Origin of the sequence: Paraburkholderia sp. BL23I1N1, assembly GCF_003610295.1 — a bacterium.
Taxonomy (GTDB): domain Bacteria; phylum Pseudomonadota; class Gammaproteobacteria; order Burkholderiales; family Burkholderiaceae; genus Paraburkholderia.
In genome coordinates, this window is the sequence record NZ_RAPV01000001.1 from 5,441,463 (window position 1) to 5,464,940 (window position 23,478).

The 23,478-nt window shown below is 61.3% G+C and carries 22 protein-coding genes and 4 pseudogenes; 14 read left to right on the top strand and 12 right to left on the bottom strand.

Going from position 1 to position 23,478, the window contains the following annotated elements; all coding sequences use genetic code 11:
* Positions 1–13: 13 nt before the first annotated feature.
* Both B0G76_RS25420 and B0G76_RS25425 read right to left on the bottom strand, forming a co-directional pair.
* Positions 14–1,098: pseudogene (locus B0G76_RS25420) on the bottom strand (TIGR03118 family protein).
* A 120-nt stretch (positions 1,099–1,218) separates the two neighbouring features.
* Positions 1,219–1,599: pseudogene (locus B0G76_RS25425) on the bottom strand (PLP-dependent aminotransferase family protein); the annotation flags it as partial.
* On the opposite strand from B0G76_RS25425, the pseudogene B0G76_RS25430 reads away from it, so the two are divergent.
* Positions 1,596–1,799 (top strand): annotated as a pseudogene (locus B0G76_RS25430) (asparaginase domain-containing protein); the annotation flags it as partial. The pseudogenes B0G76_RS25425 and B0G76_RS25430 sit on opposite strands and share 4 nt — an antisense overlap.
* Before the next feature lie 195 nt (positions 1,800–1,994).
* Complete coding sequence (aspA, locus tag B0G76_RS25435) at positions 1,995–3,422, top strand: aspartate ammonia-lyase (RefSeq protein WP_120294957.1); 1,428 nt, start codon at positions 1,995–1,997, stop codon at positions 3,420–3,422.
* A gap of 67 nt (positions 3,423–3,489) precedes the next feature.
* Here the strand turns inward: aspA and B0G76_RS25440 are convergent, their stop codons facing one another.
* From B0G76_RS25440 to B0G76_RS25450, 3 genes are all read right to left on the bottom strand, one after another.
* Complete coding sequence (locus B0G76_RS25440) at positions 3,490–4,257, bottom strand: YkgJ family cysteine cluster protein (protein WP_120294958.1); 768 nt, start codon at positions 4,255–4,257, stop codon at positions 3,490–3,492.
* 96 nt (positions 4,258–4,353) lie between these two features.
* Complete coding sequence (locus tag B0G76_RS25445) at positions 4,354–5,154, bottom strand: patatin-like phospholipase family protein (RefSeq protein WP_409076729.1); 801 nt, start codon at positions 5,152–5,154, stop codon at positions 4,354–4,356.
* 240 nt (positions 5,155–5,394) lie between these two features.
* The gene (locus tag B0G76_RS25450; RefSeq protein ID WP_120294959.1) at positions 5,395–6,345 is read right to left on the bottom strand and encodes a LysR family transcriptional regulator; all 951 of its coding nucleotides are present in this window, start codon (positions 6,343–6,345) and stop codon (positions 5,395–5,397) included.
* A 136-nt stretch (positions 6,346–6,481) separates the two neighbouring features.
* Between B0G76_RS25450 and B0G76_RS25455 the strand changes: the two genes are divergently transcribed.
* From B0G76_RS25455 to B0G76_RS25475, 5 genes are all read left to right on the top strand, one after another.
* A complete protein-coding gene (locus tag B0G76_RS25455) occupies positions 6,482–6,817 on the top strand; it encodes a helix-turn-helix transcriptional regulator (protein ID WP_120294960.1) in 336 nt (111 codons plus the stop codon).
* Positions 6,814–7,266 carry an SRPBCC domain-containing protein gene (locus B0G76_RS25460; protein WP_120294961.1) on the top strand — a complete coding sequence of 151 codons (453 nt, stop codon included), beginning with the start codon at positions 6,814–6,816 and terminating at the stop codon, positions 7,264–7,266. Before B0G76_RS25455 ends, B0G76_RS25460 begins: the two co-directional genes overlap by 4 nt.
* A gap of 39 nt (positions 7,267–7,305) precedes the next feature.
* Positions 7,306–7,953 carry a glutathione S-transferase family protein gene (locus tag B0G76_RS25465; protein ID WP_120294962.1) on the top strand — a complete coding sequence of 216 codons (648 nt, stop codon included), beginning with the start codon at positions 7,306–7,308 and terminating at the stop codon, positions 7,951–7,953.
* A 10-nt stretch (positions 7,954–7,963) separates the two neighbouring features.
* On the top strand, positions 7,964–8,200 hold the full coding sequence (locus B0G76_RS25470; RefSeq protein ID WP_120294963.1) for a hypothetical protein: 237 nt from the start codon (positions 7,964–7,966) through the stop codon (positions 8,198–8,200).
* 571 nt (positions 8,201–8,771) lie between these two features.
* The gene (locus tag B0G76_RS25475) at positions 8,772–10,946 is read left to right on the top strand and encodes a M1 family metallopeptidase (protein ID WP_120294964.1); all 2,175 of its coding nucleotides are present in this window, start codon (positions 8,772–8,774) and stop codon (positions 10,944–10,946) included.
* A gap of 158 nt (positions 10,947–11,104) precedes the next feature.
* Here the strand turns inward: B0G76_RS25475 and B0G76_RS25480 are convergent.
* Positions 11,105–11,838, bottom strand: a pseudogene (locus B0G76_RS25480) (hypothetical protein).
* Between the two features lie 120 nt (positions 11,839–11,958).
* Positions 11,959–12,150, bottom strand: coding sequence for a hypothetical protein (locus tag B0G76_RS25485; RefSeq protein ID WP_120294965.1), 192 nt, complete (start codon positions 12,148–12,150; stop codon positions 11,959–11,961).
* 233 nt (positions 12,151–12,383) lie between these two features.
* Here B0G76_RS25485 and B0G76_RS25490 point away from each other — a divergent pair, with 233 nt between their 5' ends.
* From B0G76_RS25490 to B0G76_RS25505, 4 genes are all read left to right on the top strand, one after another.
* Positions 12,384–13,340 (top strand): metallophosphoesterase, encoded by a 957-nt coding sequence (locus tag B0G76_RS25490; protein WP_120294966.1) that lies wholly within the window; start codon positions 12,384–12,386, stop codon positions 13,338–13,340.
* Between the two features lie 33 nt (positions 13,341–13,373).
* Positions 13,374–13,718, top strand: coding sequence for a cupredoxin family copper-binding protein (locus B0G76_RS25495; protein WP_120294967.1), 345 nt, complete (start codon positions 13,374–13,376; stop codon positions 13,716–13,718).
* A gap of 387 nt (positions 13,719–14,105) precedes the next feature.
* The gene (locus tag B0G76_RS43010) at positions 14,106–14,831 is read left to right on the top strand and encodes a hypothetical protein (RefSeq protein ID WP_183082143.1); all 726 of its coding nucleotides are present in this window, start codon (positions 14,106–14,108) and stop codon (positions 14,829–14,831) included.
* Positions 14,791–15,936, top strand: coding sequence for a GGDEF domain-containing protein (locus B0G76_RS25505; RefSeq protein WP_120294969.1), 1,146 nt, complete (start codon positions 14,791–14,793; stop codon positions 15,934–15,936). The genes B0G76_RS43010 and B0G76_RS25505 overlap by 41 nt, the downstream gene beginning before the upstream one ends.
* Positions 15,937–15,960: 24 nt before the next feature.
* Here B0G76_RS25505 and B0G76_RS44605 read toward each other — a convergent pair whose 3' ends face one another.
* Entirely contained in the window at positions 15,961–16,263 is a 303-nt protein-coding gene (locus tag B0G76_RS44605; RefSeq protein WP_120294970.1) for a DUF1289 domain-containing protein, read from the bottom strand.
* Positions 16,264–16,492: 229 nt separating this feature from the next.
* Between B0G76_RS44605 and B0G76_RS25515 the strand changes: the two genes are divergently transcribed.
* Entirely contained in the window at positions 16,493–17,320 is an 828-nt protein-coding gene (locus tag B0G76_RS25515) for a phytochelatin synthase family protein (RefSeq protein ID WP_120294971.1), read from the top strand.
* Between the two features lie 69 nt (positions 17,321–17,389).
* On the opposite strand, the gene B0G76_RS25520 is transcribed toward B0G76_RS25515, so the two are convergent.
* Genes B0G76_RS25520 through B0G76_RS25530 form a run of 3 tightly spaced genes read right to left on the bottom strand, consistent with a single transcriptional unit; the run spans position 17,390 to position 19,738 of the window.
* Positions 17,390–18,037, bottom strand: a complete 648-nt coding sequence (locus B0G76_RS25520) for a glutathione S-transferase family protein (RefSeq protein WP_120294972.1) — start codon at positions 18,035–18,037, stop codon at positions 17,390–17,392.
* A gap of 16 nt (positions 18,038–18,053) precedes the next feature.
* Positions 18,054–19,526: a sodium:solute symporter gene (locus B0G76_RS25525; RefSeq protein WP_120294973.1), complete on the bottom strand. Its 1,473-nt coding sequence runs from the start codon at positions 19,524–19,526 to the stop codon at positions 18,054–18,056.
* The gene (locus B0G76_RS25530; protein ID WP_120294974.1) at positions 19,523–19,738 is read right to left on the bottom strand and encodes a DUF3311 domain-containing protein; all 216 of its coding nucleotides are present in this window, start codon (positions 19,736–19,738) and stop codon (positions 19,523–19,525) included. Before B0G76_RS25530 ends, B0G76_RS25525 begins: the two co-directional genes overlap by 4 nt.
* Positions 19,739–20,084: 346 nt before the next feature.
* Here B0G76_RS25530 and B0G76_RS25535 point away from each other — a divergent pair, with 346 nt between their 5' ends.
* Complete coding sequence (locus B0G76_RS25535) at positions 20,085–20,762, top strand: MarC family protein (protein ID WP_120294975.1); 678 nt, start codon at positions 20,085–20,087, stop codon at positions 20,760–20,762.
* A gap of 95 nt (positions 20,763–20,857) precedes the next feature.
* On the top strand, positions 20,858–21,691 hold the full coding sequence (locus B0G76_RS25540) for a class II glutamine amidotransferase (protein ID WP_120294976.1): 834 nt from the start codon (positions 20,858–20,860) through the stop codon (positions 21,689–21,691).
* 42 nt (positions 21,692–21,733) lie between these two features.
* On the opposite strand, the gene B0G76_RS25545 is transcribed toward B0G76_RS25540, so the two are convergent.
* On the bottom strand, positions 21,734–23,476 hold the full coding sequence (locus B0G76_RS25545) for a cobaltochelatase CobT-related protein (RefSeq protein WP_120296801.1): 1,743 nt from the start codon (positions 23,474–23,476) through the stop codon (positions 21,734–21,736).
* Positions 23,477–23,478 lie beyond the last annotated feature (2 nt).

A 23,478-nucleotide genomic window follows, 5' to 3' on the forward strand; every position in this document is an offset into this window, starting at 1 on the left:
CGCGCGGCGCCGTTCACATTTTCACGTCGATGCGGCCATAAACTCCGTCTGCTTCGTCATTGGGCCCCGCGGCAAAAAATAGCGTATTGACCGGCTGATTATCGAGCCGTTGCCGAATGCGATACCCCCAAAACCCTGGTTGCACAAACGTGGTTCCGTTCGACAGGTTGACGGTGCCGAGGGATTGCCCGCTTGCCGGATCGAAGGCGTTGATCGTGCCGTCGCCAAAATTGCCGATCAGGATGTCGCCGCTGAAGCTGCCGAGTTGCCCGGTGCCTGGGTGACGCCCCACGGTGCGTTCAGCGGACCGGCCGAGGCGAAGTGCTGCAGGAGATTGCCGCCCGTATCGAATACGTCGACGAAGCCGAGCCCGGCACCGGAGAGATTGTCATGCGCAACCGCGTTCTGTTTTGCGTAGGTCACGAACAGTTTCGAGCCGATCGCCTGAATGCCGAACGGCGCAAACCCCGCCGGCCGCGAAGCGTCCTGAAACTTGCCGGGCATCGCGACCTTCGCGAAGTTCTTGTCGAACACGTCGATCTTGTTGTTATGGAAGTCGGTGGCATAGAGAAAGTTCGCCGTGCCGTTGCTGGCGAGCGAGAGCCCCTTGTAGACCGCGCCACCCGCACCGTCGTCGAACATGACGATCGCGGTCGTGGGCGCGACGGCCGGCGCCCATGCGGTGATCGTGCCGCCTTCGCCGGAAAAGATAAAGGCGCCCACGCCGGTCTTGGCGCCCTGCGTGACCGTGAAATCCGTCGTGCCGTTGAACACGATACCGGTCGGGTTTGCCGGTCCGCTGATTCCGTTCGGAATGCTGACGACAAGGGATTGCGGCACACCATTGCCATCGTAGAGCGTGGCGAGGGAGGTTCCGTTATCGGCAACCCACACGAAGCCCTTCGGATTGAACGCGATACCCCACGCGTTTTTCAGATTTGCGTCGGTGTGTGGCGCGGAAACCGCGCGGTCGGAGACCAGCGTGCTGGTCGCATACGACTGAGCGGTGATCGACCCCGAACCGCCCCCGCACGCGACCAGACCCATCAATGCCACGCCGCCCGCCATGGCGCTCAACACGTTAAGCACAGATTTCATGACCGCACCTCGCTTATGACGATGGTCGTTGCGGTGAATGAACGTGCAGCGTGATGGGTTTATTCCTTTGGCCGTTGAAGAATTTGATGGGAGAGGAGGCGCGTGCCTGGTGTCCTTCTTTCAGATCGTGCCGAACAGTGCCCGAGGACGATCCTTCAGCGTGCCCGTCAACAGCCGTAATGCACTCACGAGCTGATCGCGGCTCGTCGCGCATGCAAGGTTGATCCGGACGCCGTGTTCGATCTCCGACCTGTCCACGGCAAACGCCGACGACGGCATCACCACCACGCCGCGTGCTTTCGCATTTGCCGCGAAGTCGTCGGCACGCCACGGCGGCGGCAACTTGAGCCAAACGAACATGCACGCTGGATCGGTCTGCAGCAATTCCTGCGGCAGCAACTCGCGCGCCAGATCTTGCCGCGCGCGAATCTCGGCAAGCTGCGCGTCCATGATGTGACGCGCCGTGCCGTCCTCGATCCAGATCGAAGCGATCAGCATCGCAGGATATGAGCGACGAGATCTGGTTCCGGCTTGTGCGACGTATTCAGGAGGCCTTCGATCGAAACGAAGCAGACGGAATCGTGATCACCCACGGCACGGATACGATGGAAGAAACGGCATTCTTTCTGCAGAACGTTGTGCATTCGGACAAGCCGGTGGTACTTGTAGGGTCAATGCGGCCGGGCGGATCGACAAGCGCGGCTTCGTCGTCTCATTCGATCTGAATCCGCAAAAGGCGCGGTTGCTTACCTAGTTACTCATCGCAAACGGCATAACGAACCCTGGCAAGGTTCAGCAAGCCTTCTCTGGCACCTTCTGACTTTGGTGCCAGGGCGCGCTGTTCAACGGTTGTCTTCAACCCCAATCCACTCCATTTCCGCGTGAGGAGCATGTCCATGGCTGCCGAGACTTCCTTTAGAACCGAACATGATCTGCTTGGCGATCGTGAAGTTTCCGCTGACGTCTACTATGGTGTTCACACGCTACGTGCGCTGGAAAATTTTCCCATTACCGGTTCACCGATCTCCGTCTACCCGGAGTTGATCAAGGCACTGGCATGCATAAATCAGGCCGCCGCACAGGCGAATCATGAGCTGGGTCTGCTCGACAAGGCGCGTTGTGACGCGATCGTCGGTGCCTGCGCTGAATTACTGGAAAGCAAGCTGCATGATCAGTTTGTGGTTGACGTGATTCAGGGCGGCGCCGGGACCTCGACCAACATGAACGCCAACGAGGTCATCGCCAACCGCGCGCTCGAACTGTTAGGGAAGAAGAAGGGCGAATACCAGTATTTGCATCCGAACGAGCAGGTCAACATCGGCCAGAGCACCAACGATGTGTACCCATCGGCCCTGAAAGTCGCAACCTGGTTCGGCATCCTGGGTCTCATCGAGGCAATGGAGGTTTTGCGGCACGCTTTTGAAGCCAAGGCGCTGGAGTTCAAGGACGTTCTGAAAATGGGACGTACGCAATTGCAGGATGCGGTGCCGATGACGCTCGGTCAGGAATTCAGCACCTACGCCGTGATGCTCGGAGAGGATGAGGAACGGCTTCGGGAGGCGGCTTTGCTGATCTGCGAAATCAACATGGGCGCGACGGCGATCGGAACGGGTATTACCGCGCACCCCGATTACGCACCGCTGATCCTGAAGCACCTCAAGGACATTACGGGCAGTCCACTTATCACGGCACCCAACCTCGTGGAAGCGACCCAGGACTGTGGCGCGTTCGTTCAGTTGTCCGGCGTGCTCAAGCGCGTGGCAGTGAAGCTCTCGAAAACGTGCAACGACTTGCGTCTGCTCTCCAGCGGCCCACGCGCGGGCCTTGGGGAGATCAACCTCCCGCCCATGCAGGCGGGCTCGAGCATCATGCCGGGAAAGGTCAACCCGGTTATCCCGGAGGTCGTGAACCAGATTGCATTCGAGGTCATCGGCAACGATGTCACCGTCAGTTTCGCGGCCGAGGCCGGTCAGCTCCAGTTGAATGCTTTCGAGCCGATCATCGCGCACAGCCTGTTCAAGAGCGTGACCCACCTGCGCAACGGCTGTCTGACACTCGCCGAGCGCTGCGTCAAAGGAATTACCGCCAACGAGGCTCGCTTGCGCGCGTCGGTCGAGAACTCGATCGGCATCGTGACGGCACTCAATCCGTATATCGGCTACGCCAACGCGACATCGGTCGCGATGGAGGCCCATGCCTCGGGTGGACGCGTCTGCGACATCGTGCTCGAGCGGGGACTGTTGTCCAAACAACAACTCGACGAGATCCTCAAGCCAGAAGTACTCACGCAGCCCACGCCGTTTCATCTCCCGCCGATACGGTGAGCCACCTGGCCGTAGGACGCGCCCGGTGTCGAGCCGGGAAGCGCACTTGCCGGCCCATTATTCGCGTCTATGAGGCCGGGAAAAAACCGTGATACCGGAAATTGCCGGCAGCGGTGGGCTCAGCGAGGTGACCGGCTGCGCCCACCGATAGGAGCGTTTCAAGTGTGCCGGTGCGATTCGAAACGAATGTCCACTGTGCGGAGGCTTCCTGCGAACTGGCGGTCGCGTGAATCCGGCGCAGGGCAGTCGACAGCGCTTCGCTATCCGGTGAATACATTACAAAGCCTTCGTTCGCAAGCGCAGCCTGGGTCAGTCCCAGCTCAAGGCATACCTGCATGCGCAACGGTGCCTCAAGCTGATTCGCGCGACGCGACTGCTCGATCTGTTCGACGGTCGTCGCATCGACAAGAATGCCCTGCCTATGCAGCGGTTTGTTCTGCCATGCTTCGGAGGGGCAGGCCTTGTGTTCCGGCGCCAGTTCGACGAACGGATTGATTTCGGCGGGATAGATCCGGCAAACCAGCGGTCTTTGTTCATAAATACCGCAGCGCATGTCGGGGCGCAGATTGGGACATGCTCCGTTGAATGCCGCGACGAGAACGATCGAAATGCGGACCGGCAGGCTGCCGCTCATGGCCGGCGTTGACCGCACCCGTTTGTACTCGGCTTGCGCATTGCCGGGCTCGGGCTCGGTGGGCCACGGTATGGCCTCGCAGATAACCTCCATCTGCCCGCCGCGTTCCAGCCAGGCGACGGCCTCGGCAATCGTCAGCGCGAGGCGCAAGTCGTGGCAGCATTTGCCGCATTCAGTACATTCGAAATCGATGTCATTCATTGTGGATCCCTCGCCCGAAAAGTCTAATTGGCTTTAGTCGGTGCGGGGACGAAATTCTTACAGGGATTTGCAAAAAATTTCAGAGGGTGGCGGGCGTCACTGCGCCGCGTGCGAATGCTCGCGCAATTCGCCGGGAATAAAGGCACGTTCAAGACCGCCGTCATCGAGCCAGGCGCGTGTTGTCCCGGCGGCCAGGTCGATCAGGCGATCGCACTGCGTGTAGTCGTAAGGTGAAATGTCGAGCGGACAAACCGGGGGCACCACGAAAATCTCGGCGCGGGGGGCGTAGTGCTCCAGATCGCGAACCAGCTGGCGTGCAATGACGAGCGTGAGCGCGTGTGTGGCCTGAGCGATTGCGCTGGTAGGCGGCGCATTGAGCGCGCAGGCGAAACCTGCTGGCAGAACGATAATGCGGGTCGCGCCAAGCGCGACTGCTACGGATATCGGCGTGTTATTGGCGACACCGCCATCGACGAGATCCCTGCCGTCGATTCGTACGGGCGGAAACACCCCGGGAATCGCCGCGCTTGCCAACACGGCATCGACCACCGGACCGGACGATATGACGATTTCGTTCCCCGAAAGCACGTCGGTCGCGACAATATGCAATGGCAACACCGCTTGTTCCACGCGCGCAAATGAAAGGTTCTTTTCGAGCAGCCTACGCAATGCCGTCGGTTCTACGAGATGCGGCCGGCGCCGTAGCACGATGTCGAGCAGCGCAAACATCGAGAACGGCATGATGTCCTGCCGGCGGATGCGGCACCACAAGGACTCGAGCATGGCCACACCGTCACGATTCGGCATTCCCGCGAAATAGGCGGCATTAATCGCCCCCGCGGAGGCACCGACTACGAAATCCGGATGGGTGCCGCGATTGAGCAGTTCCCGCAACATGCCGACTTCGATGGCCCCCAGACTGCCGCCGCCGGAAAACACGGAAGGCGGTTAGCGGAGCGCGCGGCGGCGGATCCGACAGTGTGGATTCAATTGACGACATGTTGGCCTCCGCTTCTGCTGGTATCCGGATTGTTCTCGCGGTTTTCGGCGTTCGCGCTGCTTATTCCATCACTTGTTCCATCAGTGTGGCACGTCCGCAGGAAACCCGTGCGGATGACGCCGGCTCAGCGCAGGTCTCTAACGCGCGTAGGCCGCGCGAGATGCGCTGCCCTCGGGCAATCCCTCGCCGTTAAGGTCCGGATTGTTCTGCGCGAGTTCGTGAACCCACTCGCTAAATATCCGCACGCACGTGCTCAGCCGACGATGCGGATACAGCAAGGAGAGTGGCAAACACGGGCGTGGATAGGTGCAAAGGATTTCGCGCAACGTGCCGGCCTGAATCGCCTTCGCGACCATGAAACGCGGAACCTGAATGATCCCCAATCCTTCGATCGCGGACATGACATACACCAGTCCCTCGTTGACGGCGAGTATGCCGTTCACTGACTTTCTGATCCACGCGCCGTCCACTTCAAGCTCGAGGGGATAGAGACGCCCCGTGCGCGCGGAAAAATAATTCACGGCCCGGTGGCGGTCGAGCTCGTCGGGTGTGGTGGGCTCGCCCATCTGTTCGAGATACGCCGGCGAGGCGCAGACGGTCGTGCGGACACCGCCGATCGGGCGCGCGACGAGATTTGAATCGTCGAGAACGCCGATCCGGATCACGCAATCCACGCCTTCCTGCACGAGATCGACGTTGCGGTCGGCGAGTCCGAGCTTCACGGTGATGTCAGGGAAGCGCGCATTGAAATCGCGCATGGCGGGCAGCAGCACGTTGGCGGCAAACGTAGCGGAGGTGTCCACGCGAATCGTGCCGCGCGGGTTCAGCCGCTTGTTCGACAACGCGGACTCGGCGTCGGAGACCTCGGCCAGAATGCGCGCGCAGTATTCGTAGTAGAGCGCGCCGTCGTCGGTGACCTGCACGCTGCGCGTGGTGCGGTTCAGCAGACGCACCCCCAGATGGCTCTCCAGATTCTGCATGAGCGTCGACACCGATGCGCGCGGTATTTCCAGCGAATCGGCCGCCTTCGAGAAGCTCGAGGCGTCGACGACACGCTTGAATACCGCCATTCCTTGAAGCAGGTCCATACGGGGTTGTCCTCTCAAATGTGGACGAACCGCAGTCTAGAACGGACTGGCGATGCGCCGCAAACAGGATTCTGCGTAGGGTGAGCCGGTCACAAAAAATCTTGACAGCGCTCGCGCTCCGCCTATAGTTCACCACATGGCAAAGTATCCAGTCAGTCAACTCGATCGTACGTTTTCCGCCCTCGTGGATCCGACACGCCGGGCCATCCTCGCTCGCCTCGAGCGGGAGCCCGGCCTGTCGATCACGGAGATCGCGCGGCCGCTGCCGCTCAAGCTCCCCGCGGTCATGAAGCACCTCGACGTGCTGAGCGACGCGGGTCTGGTGTCGCGTACCAAGAGCGGGCGGACCGTTTCGGTCGATCTGGTGGCAGGGCCGATGGAAGAGGCGATGGCATGGTTGAGGCGCTATGAGCGCTTCTGGTCCGCGAGCCTCGACCGGCTGACCAATTTTGTGGAGGGACACGAGGAATGACCCAGGAAAAGCCGAGCCTGACTATCGTGCGGCGCATCAAGGCGCCGCCAGCCCGAGTTTACGCGGCGTGGACGCGGCCCGAACTGATGGCGCGCTGGTGGGGGCCCGATGCCGGGCCGGTGCTAAGCGCCGAAGCCGACCCGCGCGTGGGCGGCCACTTTCGGGTGGTGTTTCAGACTCTGGATGGCGAAACGCACGACTGTCGCGGCGAATACCTGGAAGTCGAAGCTGACCGCAAGCTTGTCTTCACGTGGGAGTGGGTCACGCTGCCCGAACGGCGCTCGCTCGTCACCATCAGGCTGCGCCCGATCGAAGAAGGCACCGAACTCACGTTCACCCACGCGCAGTTCTTCGATGAGCGCGCGCGCGACGATCATTACGTCGGCTGGAACGATGCATTCGACAAGTTCGAGGCATTCATGGCCAGCCTGGAAGAAGAAGGAAACTGACACGCATCGGATCGCATTCAACTCATGACGAGGTCGACTATGAAGCTCTATTACGCCGAAACGCTGGCCCCACGGAAAACGTGCGCAGTTGCAAGATATTTAGGCATACCGATTGAATATGCTTTCGTCGATCTGAAAAAGGGCGAACACAAGAAGCCGGACTATCTGGCGATCAATCCGAACGGCAAGGTGCCGTGTCTCGTGGATGGTGGGAAAAGCCTCTGGGAAGCCGACGCCATCATCTGCCATTTTGCGCAGCGTGCGGAATCCGACCTCTGGCCGCGTGATGGCCGGCAGATCGACGTCATGCGCTGGCTGAGCTGGAACGGCCATCATTTATACCCGCATGCCGGCTCGCTTTACTTCGAGCACATCATCAAGCCGGGGTTTGGACTAGGCGACCCCGATCCGGCGAAAGTTGCCGAGGAGCAGGGCTCGTTTCGCAAGCTTGCCGCCGTGCTCGATCAGCACCTCAAAGGCCGTAAATGGTTGCTCGGGGAGGGCCTGACGATCGCTGACTTTTCCGTTGCCGTGTCGCTGCCGTATGCGAAAAGCGCGGCGATCCCGCTCGACGAATTTCCGGAAGTACGGCGCTGGCACGATCAACTGAACGCCTTCGAGGCATGGCGCAATCCGTTTCCGGTGCGGCCCGTGACGTCCTCCGCAAACGCTGCACTCAACGCCTGAGGGCACGGCCATGTGTTGTGCGATCGTCGCACTTGCCATGGCGTTGCTCGCCAGTTGGCGCAGTGTGTCGAGCACGTTGACCGGCCGGGCCGGGTGGCTGCGCCGGATCGTAATCGTGTTGATTGCGATTGGCTCCGCAACCGGCTCCGCGCTGGCGGCCGATCAATTCGCCAAGGTAAGAAGCGGCGAGTCGTCGTTCTATACGCGGCTCAGCGCAATGCCGATTTGCGGACATTTCATCCGCTAACGGTTTGGTTTGTTTCGTGAACTCAACGGCTAGTTCATTTTAGAAACGCGTTGACTGCCGTCACATCGCTTATCACACTCCGCACCGCAATAAAATAAAGTTTCCCGTAGAAACGTGTGCGCGCTAGACTTTTAGAACCTTTTAGAGTATTAACTCTGGCGATTACGCTATCCATTCGATTTGCATACACCATGCACGAATTAAAGAAAGATTGTGAAAGGAAGTTGACACAGGAACGTTTGCCAAACTAGGCTACGCACTGTCGCTAAAAACTGATCCTGTTCCTGTCCACCTGCCCGGAGACGCAGGTAAGCCGCTGCTTTGTCCGTCAGTCAGGCGATCGCATTAAAACCCAGGAAAGCGGCTCACATCGCTCTTTCTGAAAGCGTTGTAATGATTTGGTGGGGCCATTTAAAATCAGCCACAAGTGCTGAGGTAGTAACACGTCCATATATTCTCGCTAGCAATCCGGCGCTAGTGCGGGAGACCTTTTCGCTGAAAAAACAGAGAAACACAGCTTAAGCACTCAACGCACTTTCTTTATGCCGATTTTGTCAGTCGAGGATTAATAATGCGTATAAATTTCCGATTGCAGATACAGTGCCTGGCGTTAGCCGGAATAATGGTTCTGGCGGGTTGCGGCGGTTCAGACGGCTCGCCTACGCCGACGGGCAAATCCGCCCAGACGCCCGCTGCCGCCTCCGAAGTGGCGCTTGCGCCGCCTACCGCGCCGATCGTTGCGGACGCATCGATCAACAAGAGCGTGCCGCCGGTCGAATTGCCGGACACGGTCACCCCGATCAACTACAAGCTGTGGTTCAGGCCGAACCCGGCGCTGTCGTCCTTTGACGGCCGCGCGGACGTCCAGATCAAGGTGCTGAAGGCCGTCAACGCCATCACGATTGCCGGGCACCGTATCAAGTTCATGAACGGCACGATCACGCTGCAGCCCGGCAACATCCAGCTGATCGCCACGCCGCAGGATGACGGCGATTTCTACCAGCTTCGGCCCGTGAGTGGGCAGATCGCCACGGGCAACTACTCGCTGCACATGGAGTGGAGCGGCATCATCAACTTCAAGACCTATGACGATCCTGTCGCCAAGACCGGCGGTAGTTGCGGCAACGATCCCTATCCGGGGTGTTCCGCGGCGGAGGGCGTGTTTCGCGTCGATCTGAAGTCGACCGATGGCACGACAAGCGGCGCGATTCTCACGCAAGGTGAATCGAACCTCGCGCGGCAATGGTTTCCAGGCTGGGACGAACCGGCTTTCCGGCCTACGTATGAGGTGAGCGCGGAAGTCCCGCAGAACTGGAACGTGGTGTCGAACGCGGCCGAGAAGCCGGCGGTGAACGTGGACAGCGGCTACAAGCTGGTGTCGTTCGAAAAGACGCCGCCGATGCCTTCGTATCTGCTCTTCTTTGGCGGCGGTCAATTTGACATTCTCGAAGACGACTTCTCGAGCCCGCTGCCCGACCACAAGGGTCTGCATCTGCGTATCTTCACGCCGCCCGGCATGCGTGACTGGGCGAAACCGGCGATGCAGCAGACCAAGCAGGCGCTCGATTACTACTATCGCTACACCGGTATTCCGTTGCCGCTCACCAAGTTCGACACGATCGCCGCGAACGACGCGTTCAAAGAGCAAAAGGATCTGAACTTCGGCGGGATGGAGAACTGGGGTGCGATTCTCGAATTCGCCGACGACATTCTGCCGGCGCCGGGCACCACCATGTCCGACTATGGCGTGACGGTTTTGACGCATGAAGCCGCGCACCAATGGTTCGGCGATCTGGTCACGCTCGACTGGTGGGACGATGTGTGGTTGAACGAATCGTTCGCGACATTCTTCGAGAACAAGACGAAGGTGCGCTTCTTCCCGGACCGCTTCAGCTGGGTCGACGACGTGAAGAACAAGTACGCGGTGATCAACGCCGATCTGAAATCCACCTCGTTCCCGGTGCAGCCGAACTTCAATGGCTGGGCCTCGAACGACTTCGTGCTGAGCGCCAGCGCCTTTACGTACGACAAAGGCGGCCATGTACTGAAGATGCTGGAAAACTATCTCGGCGAAGACGTGTTGCGCCGCGGGCTGCAGGCGTATCTGGCCGACTATGCGCTCGGTAACGGCACGCCCAAGCGGTTGTGGGACGAACTGGCGAAGGCAAGCGGCGAGCCGATGGTCGCGATCGGCGACAGTTTCGTGCGGCAAACCGGCGTGCCTTTGCTTTCGCTCGACACCCAGTGCGATCTGACGACCAATCAGACCGTGGTCACGTTGAAACAGCAGCCGTTCCCGAACCAGAACCAGTATCCCGGCACGCAGTGGACTATTCCGTTGACGCTCGCCTACGGCGACGGACTGACCTCGCGCAAGACGATCGCGATGAAAGACACGCAAACGCAGGTGCGCCTGAACGGCTGTTCCGCCGTGCTTGCGGACCCGAGCGGTCTCGACTACTACGTGACGAACTACAGCAACAATGCGTGGAGTCAGTTGCTGGCGCAGGGTAACGCGCTGAAGGATCCGGTTCTGCTGACCAGTCTGCAACTCGAGGCCAAGCTGCTGGTGAAGAACGGTCTGGCGGATCCGTCGCGTGAAAGCAGCATCGGTTCGCTTGGCGCAACGGCCGCGCCGCTCGCACGTCAGTTGTTGATGACGGCGCCGACAACGCAATCGCTGCATCCGACGATCCGCTATCAAGGCAAGTTCAAACTGAAGCCGCAAGCGCAGTCGACGCAATGAGCGGTGTTGAACCGTAAAGAAGGGCAGTAAAGAGCCGTGGCCCGCATTCTCAGCGATGCGGGCCACGGCACGTTTGCATGCATTCGCAGGACGCGACGCAACCGTCGATCATCCAGCAAAGTCGCGACTGGAACGAAGAGATCGCCGCCGCTGTCGGCTCACGCCGAACTCAGTCGGCGCTTCAGCCAATTCCGCAACAAACCCGCCAGCAGCGCGCTAACGAGCACGACAACGTAAAGCGTGACGAGGTTGTGACGCCACGCATCGAGCGCAAGCTGGTGCGTCAGCAGTTTGGAATCCGGCGCAGGGAGGACAGCATGCATTGCTACGACCGCTTGCTTCATCCGCAGAAAACCCACGGCGGATAGCAAGGGCAAAAAACGAGCAGAGCGAGCAGGGCGGGTTTCGCGCGTTGCGCCGCTGCATGGTGACGCAATCGAAACCACACGCCGAGGCAGCCATGGATCCAGCCCGGCGCGAGCAGCGCAAGCTGCAGACCCTGCGTGCCGCTCGTAATCAGCGATATCACGATCCGCTCGTAGTTCGGCTCGAAGCCATACAGCGACGCCGCGAGGCGCGTCGCCACTGCATGGCGGATGAGCTGCAAGGGCAGGCTGAGTCCGGCCCACAAGCGGATCCATTCGGCTGGCGGGAGCGCCCAGTGGCGGCGCCCGTAAATCGTGCGCACCGCCAGCGCGAAATGCAGAAGGGCCGCCCCGTACAGCAGGATCGTGCCGGGCACGCTATGCCAGATCCACAGCGCGAACGTCAGTCCGCGTCCGGCAAGGTCGAGCGACCAGATGCCGAGCGCGTGATTGACCAGGTGCAAAAATAGATAAATGAGCAGCACCACGCCCGATCCGAGTTGCAGACGGCGCAGAACAGGCCGCAAGTCCGGTCGCACCTTACCCTCCTTTCAATTCGTATGCGCCGGAAAACGGCTTCGGAGACCGTGGTCGAGCGGCATTGTGCGTGCCGCTGCGCCGGCCTGGTTTCACAATCGTCGTGCTCCTCACGTTCGGCGAGCGGGTGGGGTGGCGCGCTTCTGACGTCCGTGCTTTTGCACCGTCCCCTGGCGCACCGCTTCGGCAAATCGCTGTAGCGCGGACAGCGAGCCGCACACGCTCTGGTATTCCTCGCGGCCAATCCGGCCGTCGAGGATAACCGCCATGCCCGAGGCACGGGCCATGTCGATGATGTCCATGTTGGCTACTCCTTTCAGGTTCTCTCATCTGCAAGACCGCCGCCGCGGCGCGGCTATTCCCGTTTGTTGCGGCACGTGAACATGTCAGCCCACGCGGCAGGATTCGCCGGCCAAAACAAATTTTCTCTGCCGGGAATAAATCTGGCGGCGCCGCAGTCTTGCTGGTGAACCGAGTCGTGTGGCCCGCAGGATGATCCCGCGGATTGCCTGCGAATCCTTATCGTGAGGTCGACATGTCGTCACATCATTCATCCGATCCTGCATTTAATTCATCACGCCGCGGCGCGCTGAAATGCCTCGCTTTCGGCGGCGTAGGCACGGTGTTCGTTCTTGCGGGCGGCATTCTCACGCCCGTGGAACTGGCGCTTGCGGCCGACGCGAAATCATCTGCGACGTCTAAGGGTGTGCCGCTTTTCCTGCAGATCAGCGATTCGCATATCGGCTTCAATAAAGAAGCCAACCCGGACGTGGCGGGCACGCTCAAGCAGACGATCGACTACGTCAATGCCATGCCGGTCAAGCCGGCGTTGACCATCCACACGGGCGATATCACGCATCTTTCCAAGCCGGCCGAGTTCGATCTCGCGCAGCAGTTGATGTCGGGTCTGAATATCACGGAGCTCCACACCGTGCCGGGCGAGCACGACGTGACGGATGGCCCCGGAACCGAATACTTCAGCCGCTTCGGCAAGCCTTCGGACAATAAAGGCTATTACAGCTTCGACCACAACGGCGTGCACTTCGTCGCACTCGTCAACGTCATGCATTTCAAGCCGAACGGATTGGGTGGTCTCGGCGACGATCAACTGGCCTGGCTCGAAAACGACCTGAAGGGCCGCTCGGCCAGCACACCGATCGTCGTCTTTGCCCACATGCCGATGTGGACGATCTACGAGCCGTGGGGGTGGGGTACGGGCGACGCCGGGCAGGCCATGAGTTACCTGAAGCGCTTTGGCTCAGTGACGGTGCTGAACGGCCATATTCACCAGATCGTCTCGAAGGTCGAAGGCAATATCACCTTCCATACCGCCCGCTCGACAGCCTATCCGCAGCCGACCGCGGGCAATGGCCCCGGCCCCGGGCCACTCACGGTAGCGGGCGATCAACTTCCAAAAATGCTTGGCGTGACCAGCATCAAGATCGAACGGCATCCGCTCAAGGCGACGCTTGCCGACACGACACTCGTTTGACTTCAGGATTTTTTTTCTCGCAGGAGATCAGTGATGCAAACTAAAACTATTCGCCGTACGTTTTTCTTGCTGCTCGGAAGTTCAGCGCTCATCGCGGCATCGGCCGGATTTTCCGTTGCGCGGGCGGAGACGCCCAACGCCGTGGTCATCAAGAACTTCATGTTTTCGCCGATGGCGCTCACCGTGAAAGCCGGCTCGACGGTGACGTGGAAAAATCTCGATGGCGAGCCGCACACCGTCGTGAACGACGCCGGCATGTTCCGCTCCGCCGCGCTCGATCAGAACGATACGTTCCAGTTCAAATTCGATAAACCGGGCGTGTACAAGATCTTTTGCGGCATTCATCCAAACATGAAAGAAACGATCACCGTGCAATAGGTGCCGGATCCGGAATGGGGCGCGCGGCGCCCTGCTGCGCGTGCACGGCGTTTCAAACAGAAGTTGATTGGCCCCCACGCTATTGGCGTGTTTATTGCGTGGCAGAGAAGCGCGGTGCATGCTCGCATCGCCGCCGCCCCGACTTAACGTGCAAGTGGCCTGCAAGCGCTCACGGCCCAGTCCGTGGAGGTGCCCGGCGTTGAATTTTTTACCTGCGTTGCCGGCGCGCCACGGGCTCGCAAAACTGACGTTTAAAGCGCAGCATTGCCGTATTGTCGCGTCCCGGCGAGCGGGATAAATTCTTCCAAGAACTCCAGATCGACCCGCTGAATCGTGTGACGAAAGTCTGCCGACCTGTCAGACGCAAGGATTCCGGAGAGTATTGCGATGTTCAACGATCCAGACTTGCCAAAATCTGAGGTAGAGAGCCCGGATACCGATTTCGACACCGGCGCTGAGCGGACGGCTACGGCACCACCCGTGCGATTCGGACGTCTTGCACTATTCGTCGCGGCGGCAAGTGCGCTGGCTTTTGGCGTGCTGGGCACGGTCGCGTATGGCATCTGGTTCAACCACGATCAACAGGCGTATGCCGACGCCATGTCGGGCGCGCGGCGAGCGCTCGGTCCGGCCGTGTCGGCAACGGTGGGACAGGCAATGGCGAAATCGACTGCACCGCCAGCGCCGGCAATTTCTGCAGCGCCGCGACCGGCGGCAACAGCAGCAGCGGCAGCAGCGGCAGCAGCGGCAGCAGCGGCACAGGCGGATGGAGAAGAAGGCGGAAAGCTGGCTTCCTGGTCCGGCCCGGTCAGGCAGCTACCAGGGTCCGCGGCGCGCCAGATCAGCGTGGCCGATACCACGCCCGTCGTGGCCGCGTCCTCCGTGCCTGCCGCTCAGAGCGCGGCGCCGCCAGCCAATCCCGTAGCGCAGCAGTTGGTGTCCAACCGGCCCGCCAAAGATGCGCGTCTCGCGCAGCAGGATCGTCGAGCTTCTTCGACAGCGAATGCGAGACACAAGGGCAATCTGTTCGCGCGGATGGGTTCGTTCTTTCGTCGCGTAAGTTATCGCAAGCATGGCACCGGAAGCCAGCAAGACGTCTATTCCCATCCCTGAGCGGACCCGTACTTTGCGCGCCGCTCGTGGGCGCGCTTTCGCAATCCGCTTCAGACCCGGTCCGGCTGCCATCGCCGCCGCCGCGCTGGTGTGTCTGCTGATCGGCCTTCTGTATCTTGCGTTGCAGATCCGGACGATCCTTTCCGACCAGTTGAAGCAGGAATATGCGGGGCTCGTTCTGGACGCGGTCGAACGCGCGGAAAGTGCCCGGAGTCTGGTCGGCATCTGGCAGCAACTGCCGGACGCCACGGAAGCCAAAGCCGCCGGGTATCAGCTTGCGCGAAACGAACTCACGCAGCGCGTCGCGTCACTCGCGGCGCTGGTGAGCGCGAGTCCATCCGCGGCGCCGCACTTGCCGCCATCCTCCCTCACGCCCGGCGCCGATCTGCGCGAGACGGACGCCGTGCTCAGTTCCGTATCGGCCTGGTGGCGAGCGCAGCGCGACGCCGACGGCGCCGATGTGCGCGTGCGGATTGCCCACGTTGCGCGCACGCTGATCGCGTCGGCGGCGTTGCTGTTTTGCATGCTGATCACCGCGCTGGGGATGTATGCCAAACGAAATCGCCTGCTGGCAGGCCGCTCGCACGAATTCGAATGGGCGGCGCTGCACGACCCGATGACCGGTTTGCCGAACCGGCGCAAGCTGTTTGCCACACTCGAAAAAGCGGCGACGAAACCGGTCGCGCTGACGGCGCCTTGCAGAATTGCCGTGCTGTATGTCGATCTGGACGGATTCAAGCAGGTCAATGACTCACTCGGCCACCGCGTCGGCGATGAATTTCTGATCGCGGTGTCGAAGCGCTTTCGTGAGTCGGTGCGTAAAGTCGATGTCGTCGCCCGGATCGGCGGCGACGAATTCGCCGTTCTGATCCGCGAATTTTCGACGAATGCGGAACTGGGCGAAATCGCCCGGCGGCTCATCGGCTGCGTGGTTCAAACGGACAAGGAGATAGGCGTCGGACAGGTTCGCGCCAGCATCGGCATCGCGAGTTTTCCTGATCCTGTCGACGATTACCATCGCCTCGTGGCCGCGGCCGACGAGGCGATGTATCGGGTCAAGCGCAGCGGCAAGAACAGTTACGCGTTCGCAGACGAGCCGAATTGATGCGTGCGGTTGACGATGCCCGTTTTACAACGTCTGTGCTTTCACGGTTTCGAGCTTCGCTTTGCGGAGCGACAGTTCATCGATCAACTGGATGCGCAGGTCGTCGGGCAGGTTTTTCCATCCGCGAATTTCGTCGCGTGTGCGCAGGCAGCCGATGCACAAGCCCGTATCGCCGTCGATTTTGCAGATATCAATGCAAGGCGAAGGCACCGTTGCAATCGGAAGCGGTGCATAGGTTCCACTGGTTTGAGCGGGTTTTTCATCGGATGCATCCGCAGAAGTCGGGTCGCATCCTGCGCCACATGCCGCGCTCTTTAAGTCACTCATTTTCGAATCCGATCTACTTGAAATAGCGGCGAGCGACGGCGATAAACCAGTCGACCGTGCTGCCTAAAATATGCCCGCGGGAGTATAGCAAGCGGCCGAACCGCCACGTGCCTCATGCACAAACCCCGCACAAACTCCGCACAAACTCACGCGCCGGTTTATTTCGTGTTAAAAAATCGGGGCTTGCCGATCCGAAGTCGTTCCGAATTCATTCGCCGCGGAAGGGTTAATGTCCAGATATTCATTGATGCGCGCCGTGGAGCGCCTAAGCCGGCCTGAGTGGATCGTTGCTGTACTCACGGCGACACTGGCCGCCTGTGCGCCGCTGCCGCCGGCTGGAAATCAGGCGGCGGATCAACCCCCGCATCAAGCCGCGACATCGGCCACGGCGCGCCCAGCCGACGGGCCGCTGCCGGTTCCGCCGAACCTGATCGCGTTGACGCAACCGGCAGGCCAGAAGCGCTTGATGGCCAGCGCCCATAACCAGTCGTACTGGCCGCTCTCGCAGTACTTCGAAACGCAGCGCAACGAGGCCTACTGTTCGGTCGCGACCTCGGTGATGGCGCTCAATGCATTGGGCATTCGTCGTCCTGTGTCGACGCAGTACCCAGATTTCCCCTATTTCTCGCAAGAGGATTTCTTTCGCAGCGTCGATCCGCAAGTGGCCACCGCCGCCGGGGTATCGAAGGAGGGCATGACGCTCGACCAGCTCAGTTCGGCTCTCGGCGCGTTCCCTATCGAAGTGAAGAGCTTCCACGCCGGCGATCTGACGCTCGGTCAGTTTCGCGATCTGATTCGTGACACGACGGGCCGCAGCAACCGCTTTGCGTTATTGAATTTCAGGCGCATGGAAATCGGCGAAGCGGGTGGCGGCCACTGGTCGCCGCTTGCCGCATACGACGCCGCAAGCGATAGTGCGTTGCTTCTCGACGTTGCGCGCTACAAGTATCCGGCGGTATGGGTGCCGGTCACGCAACTGTACGCGGGGGCCCTCGCGGCCGATAGCGTGAGCGGACTTTCGCGCGGCATTGTGATCGTCGGCGCGCGGACGAACTAGGCCGCTAGCGGTTGCCACGTCCGGTCAGTCCCACGAGCCGCAGCGCACCGCCAATGCGCCAGGCGCGCATCAAGCGGCCTCGTTGCGCCATTCGGTAAGCCCTTCGCGCGCATTCAATTCGACGAACGAAGGCAGCGCACGCAGCCCGCGGATATAGCGCGCGAGATGCGGCCAGCCGAGCGCGGGGCGCGGCATATTGCGGGTCCAGCGCATCAGCATGACCGCGAGGAAATCGGCGGTGCTGAGCTTGCCGCCAACCAGATAGGCGCGTCCGTCGGCGAGATCGGCGTCGAGCCGATCGCAGGCTTCTTCAATGCGCCGCTCTGCAAGTGCCCGGACCCCTTCGGCGCCGGCCGGATCGCCGTCCACATCCGCGTAAAACCAGTCGCGCATGGCGGGCAGCAGCGTGTTGGCGAAATAGACCATGAGTTCCAGCCATGCCGCGCGATCGGCAGTGCCCGGCGCGGGCGCGAGGGCGGCTTCAGGATGCCGCTCGGCCAACAGCATGAGCAACGCGCTCGACTCGTGGCGCGGCGCACCGTCGACGACCAGTGTGGGGACGCGGCCCGCGGGATTCAGCCTGAGATAGTCAGGGTTCCGCTGATTGCCGGCGTCGATGTCGACGAGACGGGTGTCGAAAGGGATGCCGATTTCTATCAGCATCCAGTGGACGGCCATGCTTGCTGCGCCCGGCGAGTAGTAGAGAAGGTAGTCCATTGGGAACGAAAAAAACTCAGTGCACCGATGCGTGAGTCTGCTCGGCCGATCGCGGTTGCGTCACAGCGCTCACCGCAACAAAAACAATGATGTTCACGGCCAACGCCAGGAAGCCGATATTGACGTCCTTGAGCGCGTCAGGCAAAAACGGCATCAACTGCCCAACGCTCAGATGCAGCGTGGTCGTCAGCGTCACGACGGCAACACCCGCAAGAATCCCGCAAAACGCACCGTATTTGGTCGCCCGGTTATGCGGCATCAAACTGCAGATCACCGCCGGAAACAACTGGGTCACGAAGCTGTAGCCCATCAGCAGCAACGCCACGATCGTCTCGCCCCCGTGCAGCGTAAAACCCACGGCCACCAGCGCCACCACCGGCACGAGGAAGCGCGCGAGCTTGGCCACCGTCGCATCCGACGCCTGGCGGCTCACCATGCCGCGATACACGTCGTTGGCGAGCAGGGTGGATGCCGACGTCAGGATCATCGATCCCGGCACCAGCGCGGTCAGAATCCCCGCCGCACCGATCACGCCGACGAACCACGGGTCGAAAGTCTGCAACGACAGGCGAAACAGCGACAGGTCAATGTCGCCACCCTTCAGGCCGGGCACTTTCAGCGTCGCTGCAAAGCCCACGAAGAACACGAACAGCAAAATGAGTTGATACAGCGGCAGCACCGCCGCGTTACGCCGGAAAATACGCTCGTCCTTCGCCGTGAAAATCGAACCGAACGTGTGCGGCCACATGAAGAAGCCCAGCGCGGTCAGCAGCACGGTCGACTGGAACCAGGTCACGCTCGATCCTTTGGCCGGGAAGGTCAGAAAGCCCGGGCGCGCGGCGTCGATTGCGTGGAACATGTTGCTCAAGCCGCCATAGTAATGCAACGGCAGGTAGATGCCGAGAAACAGCACGATCGCCAGAATCAGCAGATCCTTCACCACCGAATTCCACGCCGCGCCGCGCACGCCGGAGACGATCACGTAAGACGTCACCACCGCGGCGCCGATCCAGATGGCGGCAGTCGAAGAAATCACGCCATACGAGGCGGTTGCCACGATGATGCCAAGGCCCTTGAGTTGCAGGACGAGGTACGGAATCAGCGCGGCCACGCCGACCAGCGCGACGAGCGTGCCGAGCGCCGGGCTGTCGTACTTGCGCGCGAAGAAGTGCGGCTGTGAGACGAGGCGGTGACTTTTCGCATAACGCCAGATGGGCGGAAGCATCCAGTACGAGAGAATGTACGCGAGCGTGCCGTAGGCCAGAATGTAGTAGACCGGCGCGCCCTTGCCATAAGCAAAGCCGCTGCCGCCGAGGAAGGTGAAGGTCGTGTAAATCTCGCCCGCCATCAGCAGGAACACGAACGCGGTGCCGAAACTGCGGCCGCCCACGGTCCATTGTTCGAGACTCATGTCGTGGCCGCGCCGTGCGCGCATGCCCAGGTACAGCGCAAACAGCGTAATGGCCGCAATGATAACGAGTGCGCTCATGATCGGACCTCCTCGCCGTCCACAGCGATCTCACGATTGCTCGGGTCCAGACGATAGACGATCGCCATGATGGCCGCACTCAGCACCACCCACATGACGATCCAGGCCAGCACGAACGGCATGCCGAGCACCAGTGGCTCGACACGATTCACAAACGGGACGCCAAGCAGAATGCCGACGAACGGCAGCGCAGCGAGTACACGAAGCAACATGGGGGCAACTCCTCGAACCGGTAAGTACGTCTCGTTGAAAGCGCAGTTTCGCTGAGGACTTTATGCCTGATGCTTCGGGTACGTAAAGTCAGTCAAAAAAGTGTAGGCTTTCTGAAAGTTGCGCGCACACCTTTCTGCACTCGTCTGCTGCAGTGCAACGCCGCACGCTGCTTGCATCGCCCCCTTTTTTGCCAATTTGCGTGCCGCGCCGCGATATCATCTGAGCCACGCAACGCGAGCATCAATCTGGACAGGCCGAAGGCGTCCAGCACATCAACTCAGCGCGGCGCGCCGGAGGGCAGTCTGTCAATCAGCCCCCCGAGCCGCTGCCCGACACGGATCGCATATGGTCGAAAGTCTGATCTCGGACGTTCTCTTTGGCTTCACCGGGCTGATCAGCATCATCAACCCAATCGGCATGGCGTTCGTCTTTCTCGACCGGACAGCATCGCTCACCACGGAAGACCGCACCGCGCTCGCCAAGAAAATCGCTTTCAACGTCATGTGCGTGATGCTGGTTGCGTTCTTTGTCGGCACCCCGATTCTCCATTTCTTCGGCATCTCCATGGAGGCGTTGCGTATCGGCGGCGGGCTCGCGGTTGCCGTCGGCGGATGGCAGATGCTCAATGCGCCCGACACGCAACCGGCCGAGCAGCCGGCCGTCAAGCGCGTGGATTCGGATAACGCCATGTCGAAGGCGTTCTTCCCCCTCACCATTCCGCTCACCACCGGACCGGGTTCGATCGCCACGGCGATCGCGCTGACCGCGAACCGCACGCATAAGCTGTCAGCCTTCGTGCTGTCGAGCATCGCTTCGGTGGTGATCTCGATCCTGGTGGCTTTCACGGTCTACCTGATCTACAGCCGGGCCGTGGTGTTCGCCAAGTATCTCGGCGTGGACGGCACCAAGGTCGCCATGCGCGTCTCGTCGTTTCTGCTGTTGTGCATTGGCGTGCAGATTATCCTGACCGGTTTTTCCGAGTTTCTGATTCCGATCGCGCAGATGCAACCCGTGGTCAAATAGCGGACGGCGGCGCGCGAGCCTGCTCGAGGTTCGTCAGACAGTTCGTCGCATCTCTTCGCGTTTCGTCGTATCTCGTTGCGATAGGAGGGAAACCCATGTGCCGCTGGCTCGCTTATACCGGCAACCCGCTTCACCTCGAAACGGTGCTGTTCAACGCCAAACACTCCCTGATCGACCAGAGCCTGAACTCGCGGCTCGGCCAGACCACCACGAATGGCGACGGATTCGGCATCGGCTGGTACGGTCATCCTACCGATATCCCGTTTCGCTACCGCTGCATCCAGCCCGCATGGAGCGACCGCAATCTGCGCGAGGCCGCGCGGGCGATTCGCGCGCCGCTGTTCGTCGCGCACATCCGTGCGGCCACCGGCACGCCGTCGCAGGAAACCAACTGTCATCCGTTCCGCCATGGCCGCTGGCTCTTCATGCATAACGGGCTGGTGCGCGACTTTCCGGTGGTCCGTCGCGATCTGATGCTGGCGATCGATCCCGAGTTGTTTGCGTCGGTTGAAGGCTCGACGGATTCCGAGGTGCTGTTTTATCTCGCGCTGACCTTCGGTCTCGAACTCGCACCGGTTACCTCGCTTGAGCGGATGGTGGGTTTTGTCGAAGACGTGGGGCGCAAACACGGTGTCGCCGAGCCGCTGAACATGACGGTGTGCGCCACCGACGGCGAGCAGATCGTCACGGTTCGCTATTCGAGCGAAAAGCAGTCGCGCTCGCTCTTCCACAGCACCTCGTTCCGGCATCTGCACGACCTGTATCCGGATGACCCGCGCATCGCGGCGGTGGGTGAAGACGCCTTCCTGGTGTTGTCGGAGCCGCTCACGGATTTGCCGGGCTGGTGGGAGGAGATTCCGGAGAGCACGGCCGTGGTCGCAAGGGGCGGGGAGATCGACCAGTATCCGTTCGAACCCAGGCTGATGTAGCGCTTAGGCCGACGCATGCCGACGCGTGACGCGCTTGATGCGCTAACGCGTCAGCAGCATCGGACTCAACACCGAAAACACCGTCGAGGGCAATTCCGCCAGGCGGCTCACCACCACGTTGTGCGGATAGAAATCTTCGACCGCATCGGTCAGTACGCCGATCCCCACCAGTTCGATCCCGCGTTTCTGGATCGCCGCGACGCGTTCGCGCAGATCGTGGCGCAGCACCTGCGGGTCGCCGTCGCCGGTTGACGGATAGCCGTCTGAGAACACGATCAGGATGCGCCGCTCGGCCTGATGATCCGCGAGCCGCGTCGCAGCCCAGGCCAGCGCCTCGCCGTCCGGATTCTCGTTGCCGCAATCGATCCTGGCAATGCCGCTCAGATCCGTCGCGCCGAAGCGTTTGTAGACCTTCAGATCGAGCCGTTCCACGAAGCGGTTATAGCGCCGCAAATCTGCACCGGCCGCCAGTTGCCGTTCGTAAAGTTGCTTCATCGGTACGGACTCTAGCGAGCAATAACCGAGCACTTCGCAGTCGAACGACAACTGCGTCAGCGCATCGCACAGCGCGGTCGCGCACAGGCGCGTGAGTTCGATCTTGCGCCCGGCCATCGACCCGCTACGATCGATCAGCAAGGTCACGGCAACGTCGCGCCCCTTGGCCGCCCGCTGCGTGCGGAACGGCGTACGGTAACCGGGCGAAGTGGCGAGCTTCGCCAGCGCGGTGCGATCGATTTCGCCGCGCTCCTGCTCGCGGCGCCAACGGGTGCGTTCGTCGGCGCTCAGCGCGCGTTCGAGTTTCTCCTTGAGCGGCGCAGTGTCAGCGCGGGCCTGCGCGCGAAGCTCACGCCATGCCGTGCTGTCGCCCTGGCCGGTGAGGTCGGTGATTTCGTCGAATTCGGTGGCGAGTGGAATCGATAGCCGCGCGCGAGGCGCGTCTGACACGGCACCGGCAACGCCATCGGAACGTGTCGATAGTTGCTGCGCATCGGCCAGCGATTGCCCCATGCCCACCGCATTCTCCGCTTGCGCGCCGGCGCTTTTGTCGGAGGGCGGCGAGGCTGCGGGGTCGTGGTCGGGCAGGGCGGTGTCGTCATCATTGAACGGGGCGGACAAAGACGCAGCGGTTTCCGTGTCGATGTCTTCAACCGGGTCCGCGGTGAACACCATGCTGTTGACGTCGCCCGCCGACAAAGCCCGCACGCGTGCTACCAGGGCCCGCGCTGCCGCAATGCTATGCGTCGTCGAACGACTTTGCCGTGCTTCGTCCAGCAGATCCTGCGCGGCGTGCAGCGCGGCCAGCAGGGAATGGCTTGCTTCGATCCGGGTCGGCTGTTCGTCCCACAGCGCGCGTTCCACCAGCCAGACCAGCCGGTCGCGCCAATGCAGCTTCGGCCAGCGCTGCCGCGCCTGGTCGGCCGCATGCGCACGCAGTTTGCCGATGAACCAGCGCGCGCCCGGATACTCGTCGAGCAGTTGTGCAGAGACGCGGCGGTCCTCGATCACCTGCGCGAGATTCGCCGCAACGCCGGCCGGCAGCGCCTCCATCTGCGCGAGCGACGAATGCTTGGCGCGCGCCACCAGCAGATCCAGATAACCGATTAGCACGTCGCGCTCGACGCCGCCGCTTAACTCATAGTCGGGAATCACGATGCGGCCGGGCTCGACACGCGGCCCATCCGGACTGAAGGCGACCGTCACGCCGTATTGCCCGGTCAGCACGCGCGCCACTTTGCTGAGCGTGGATTCGAACGCGAAGCCTCGCGTGTCGCGCGTTGAGTGCATGG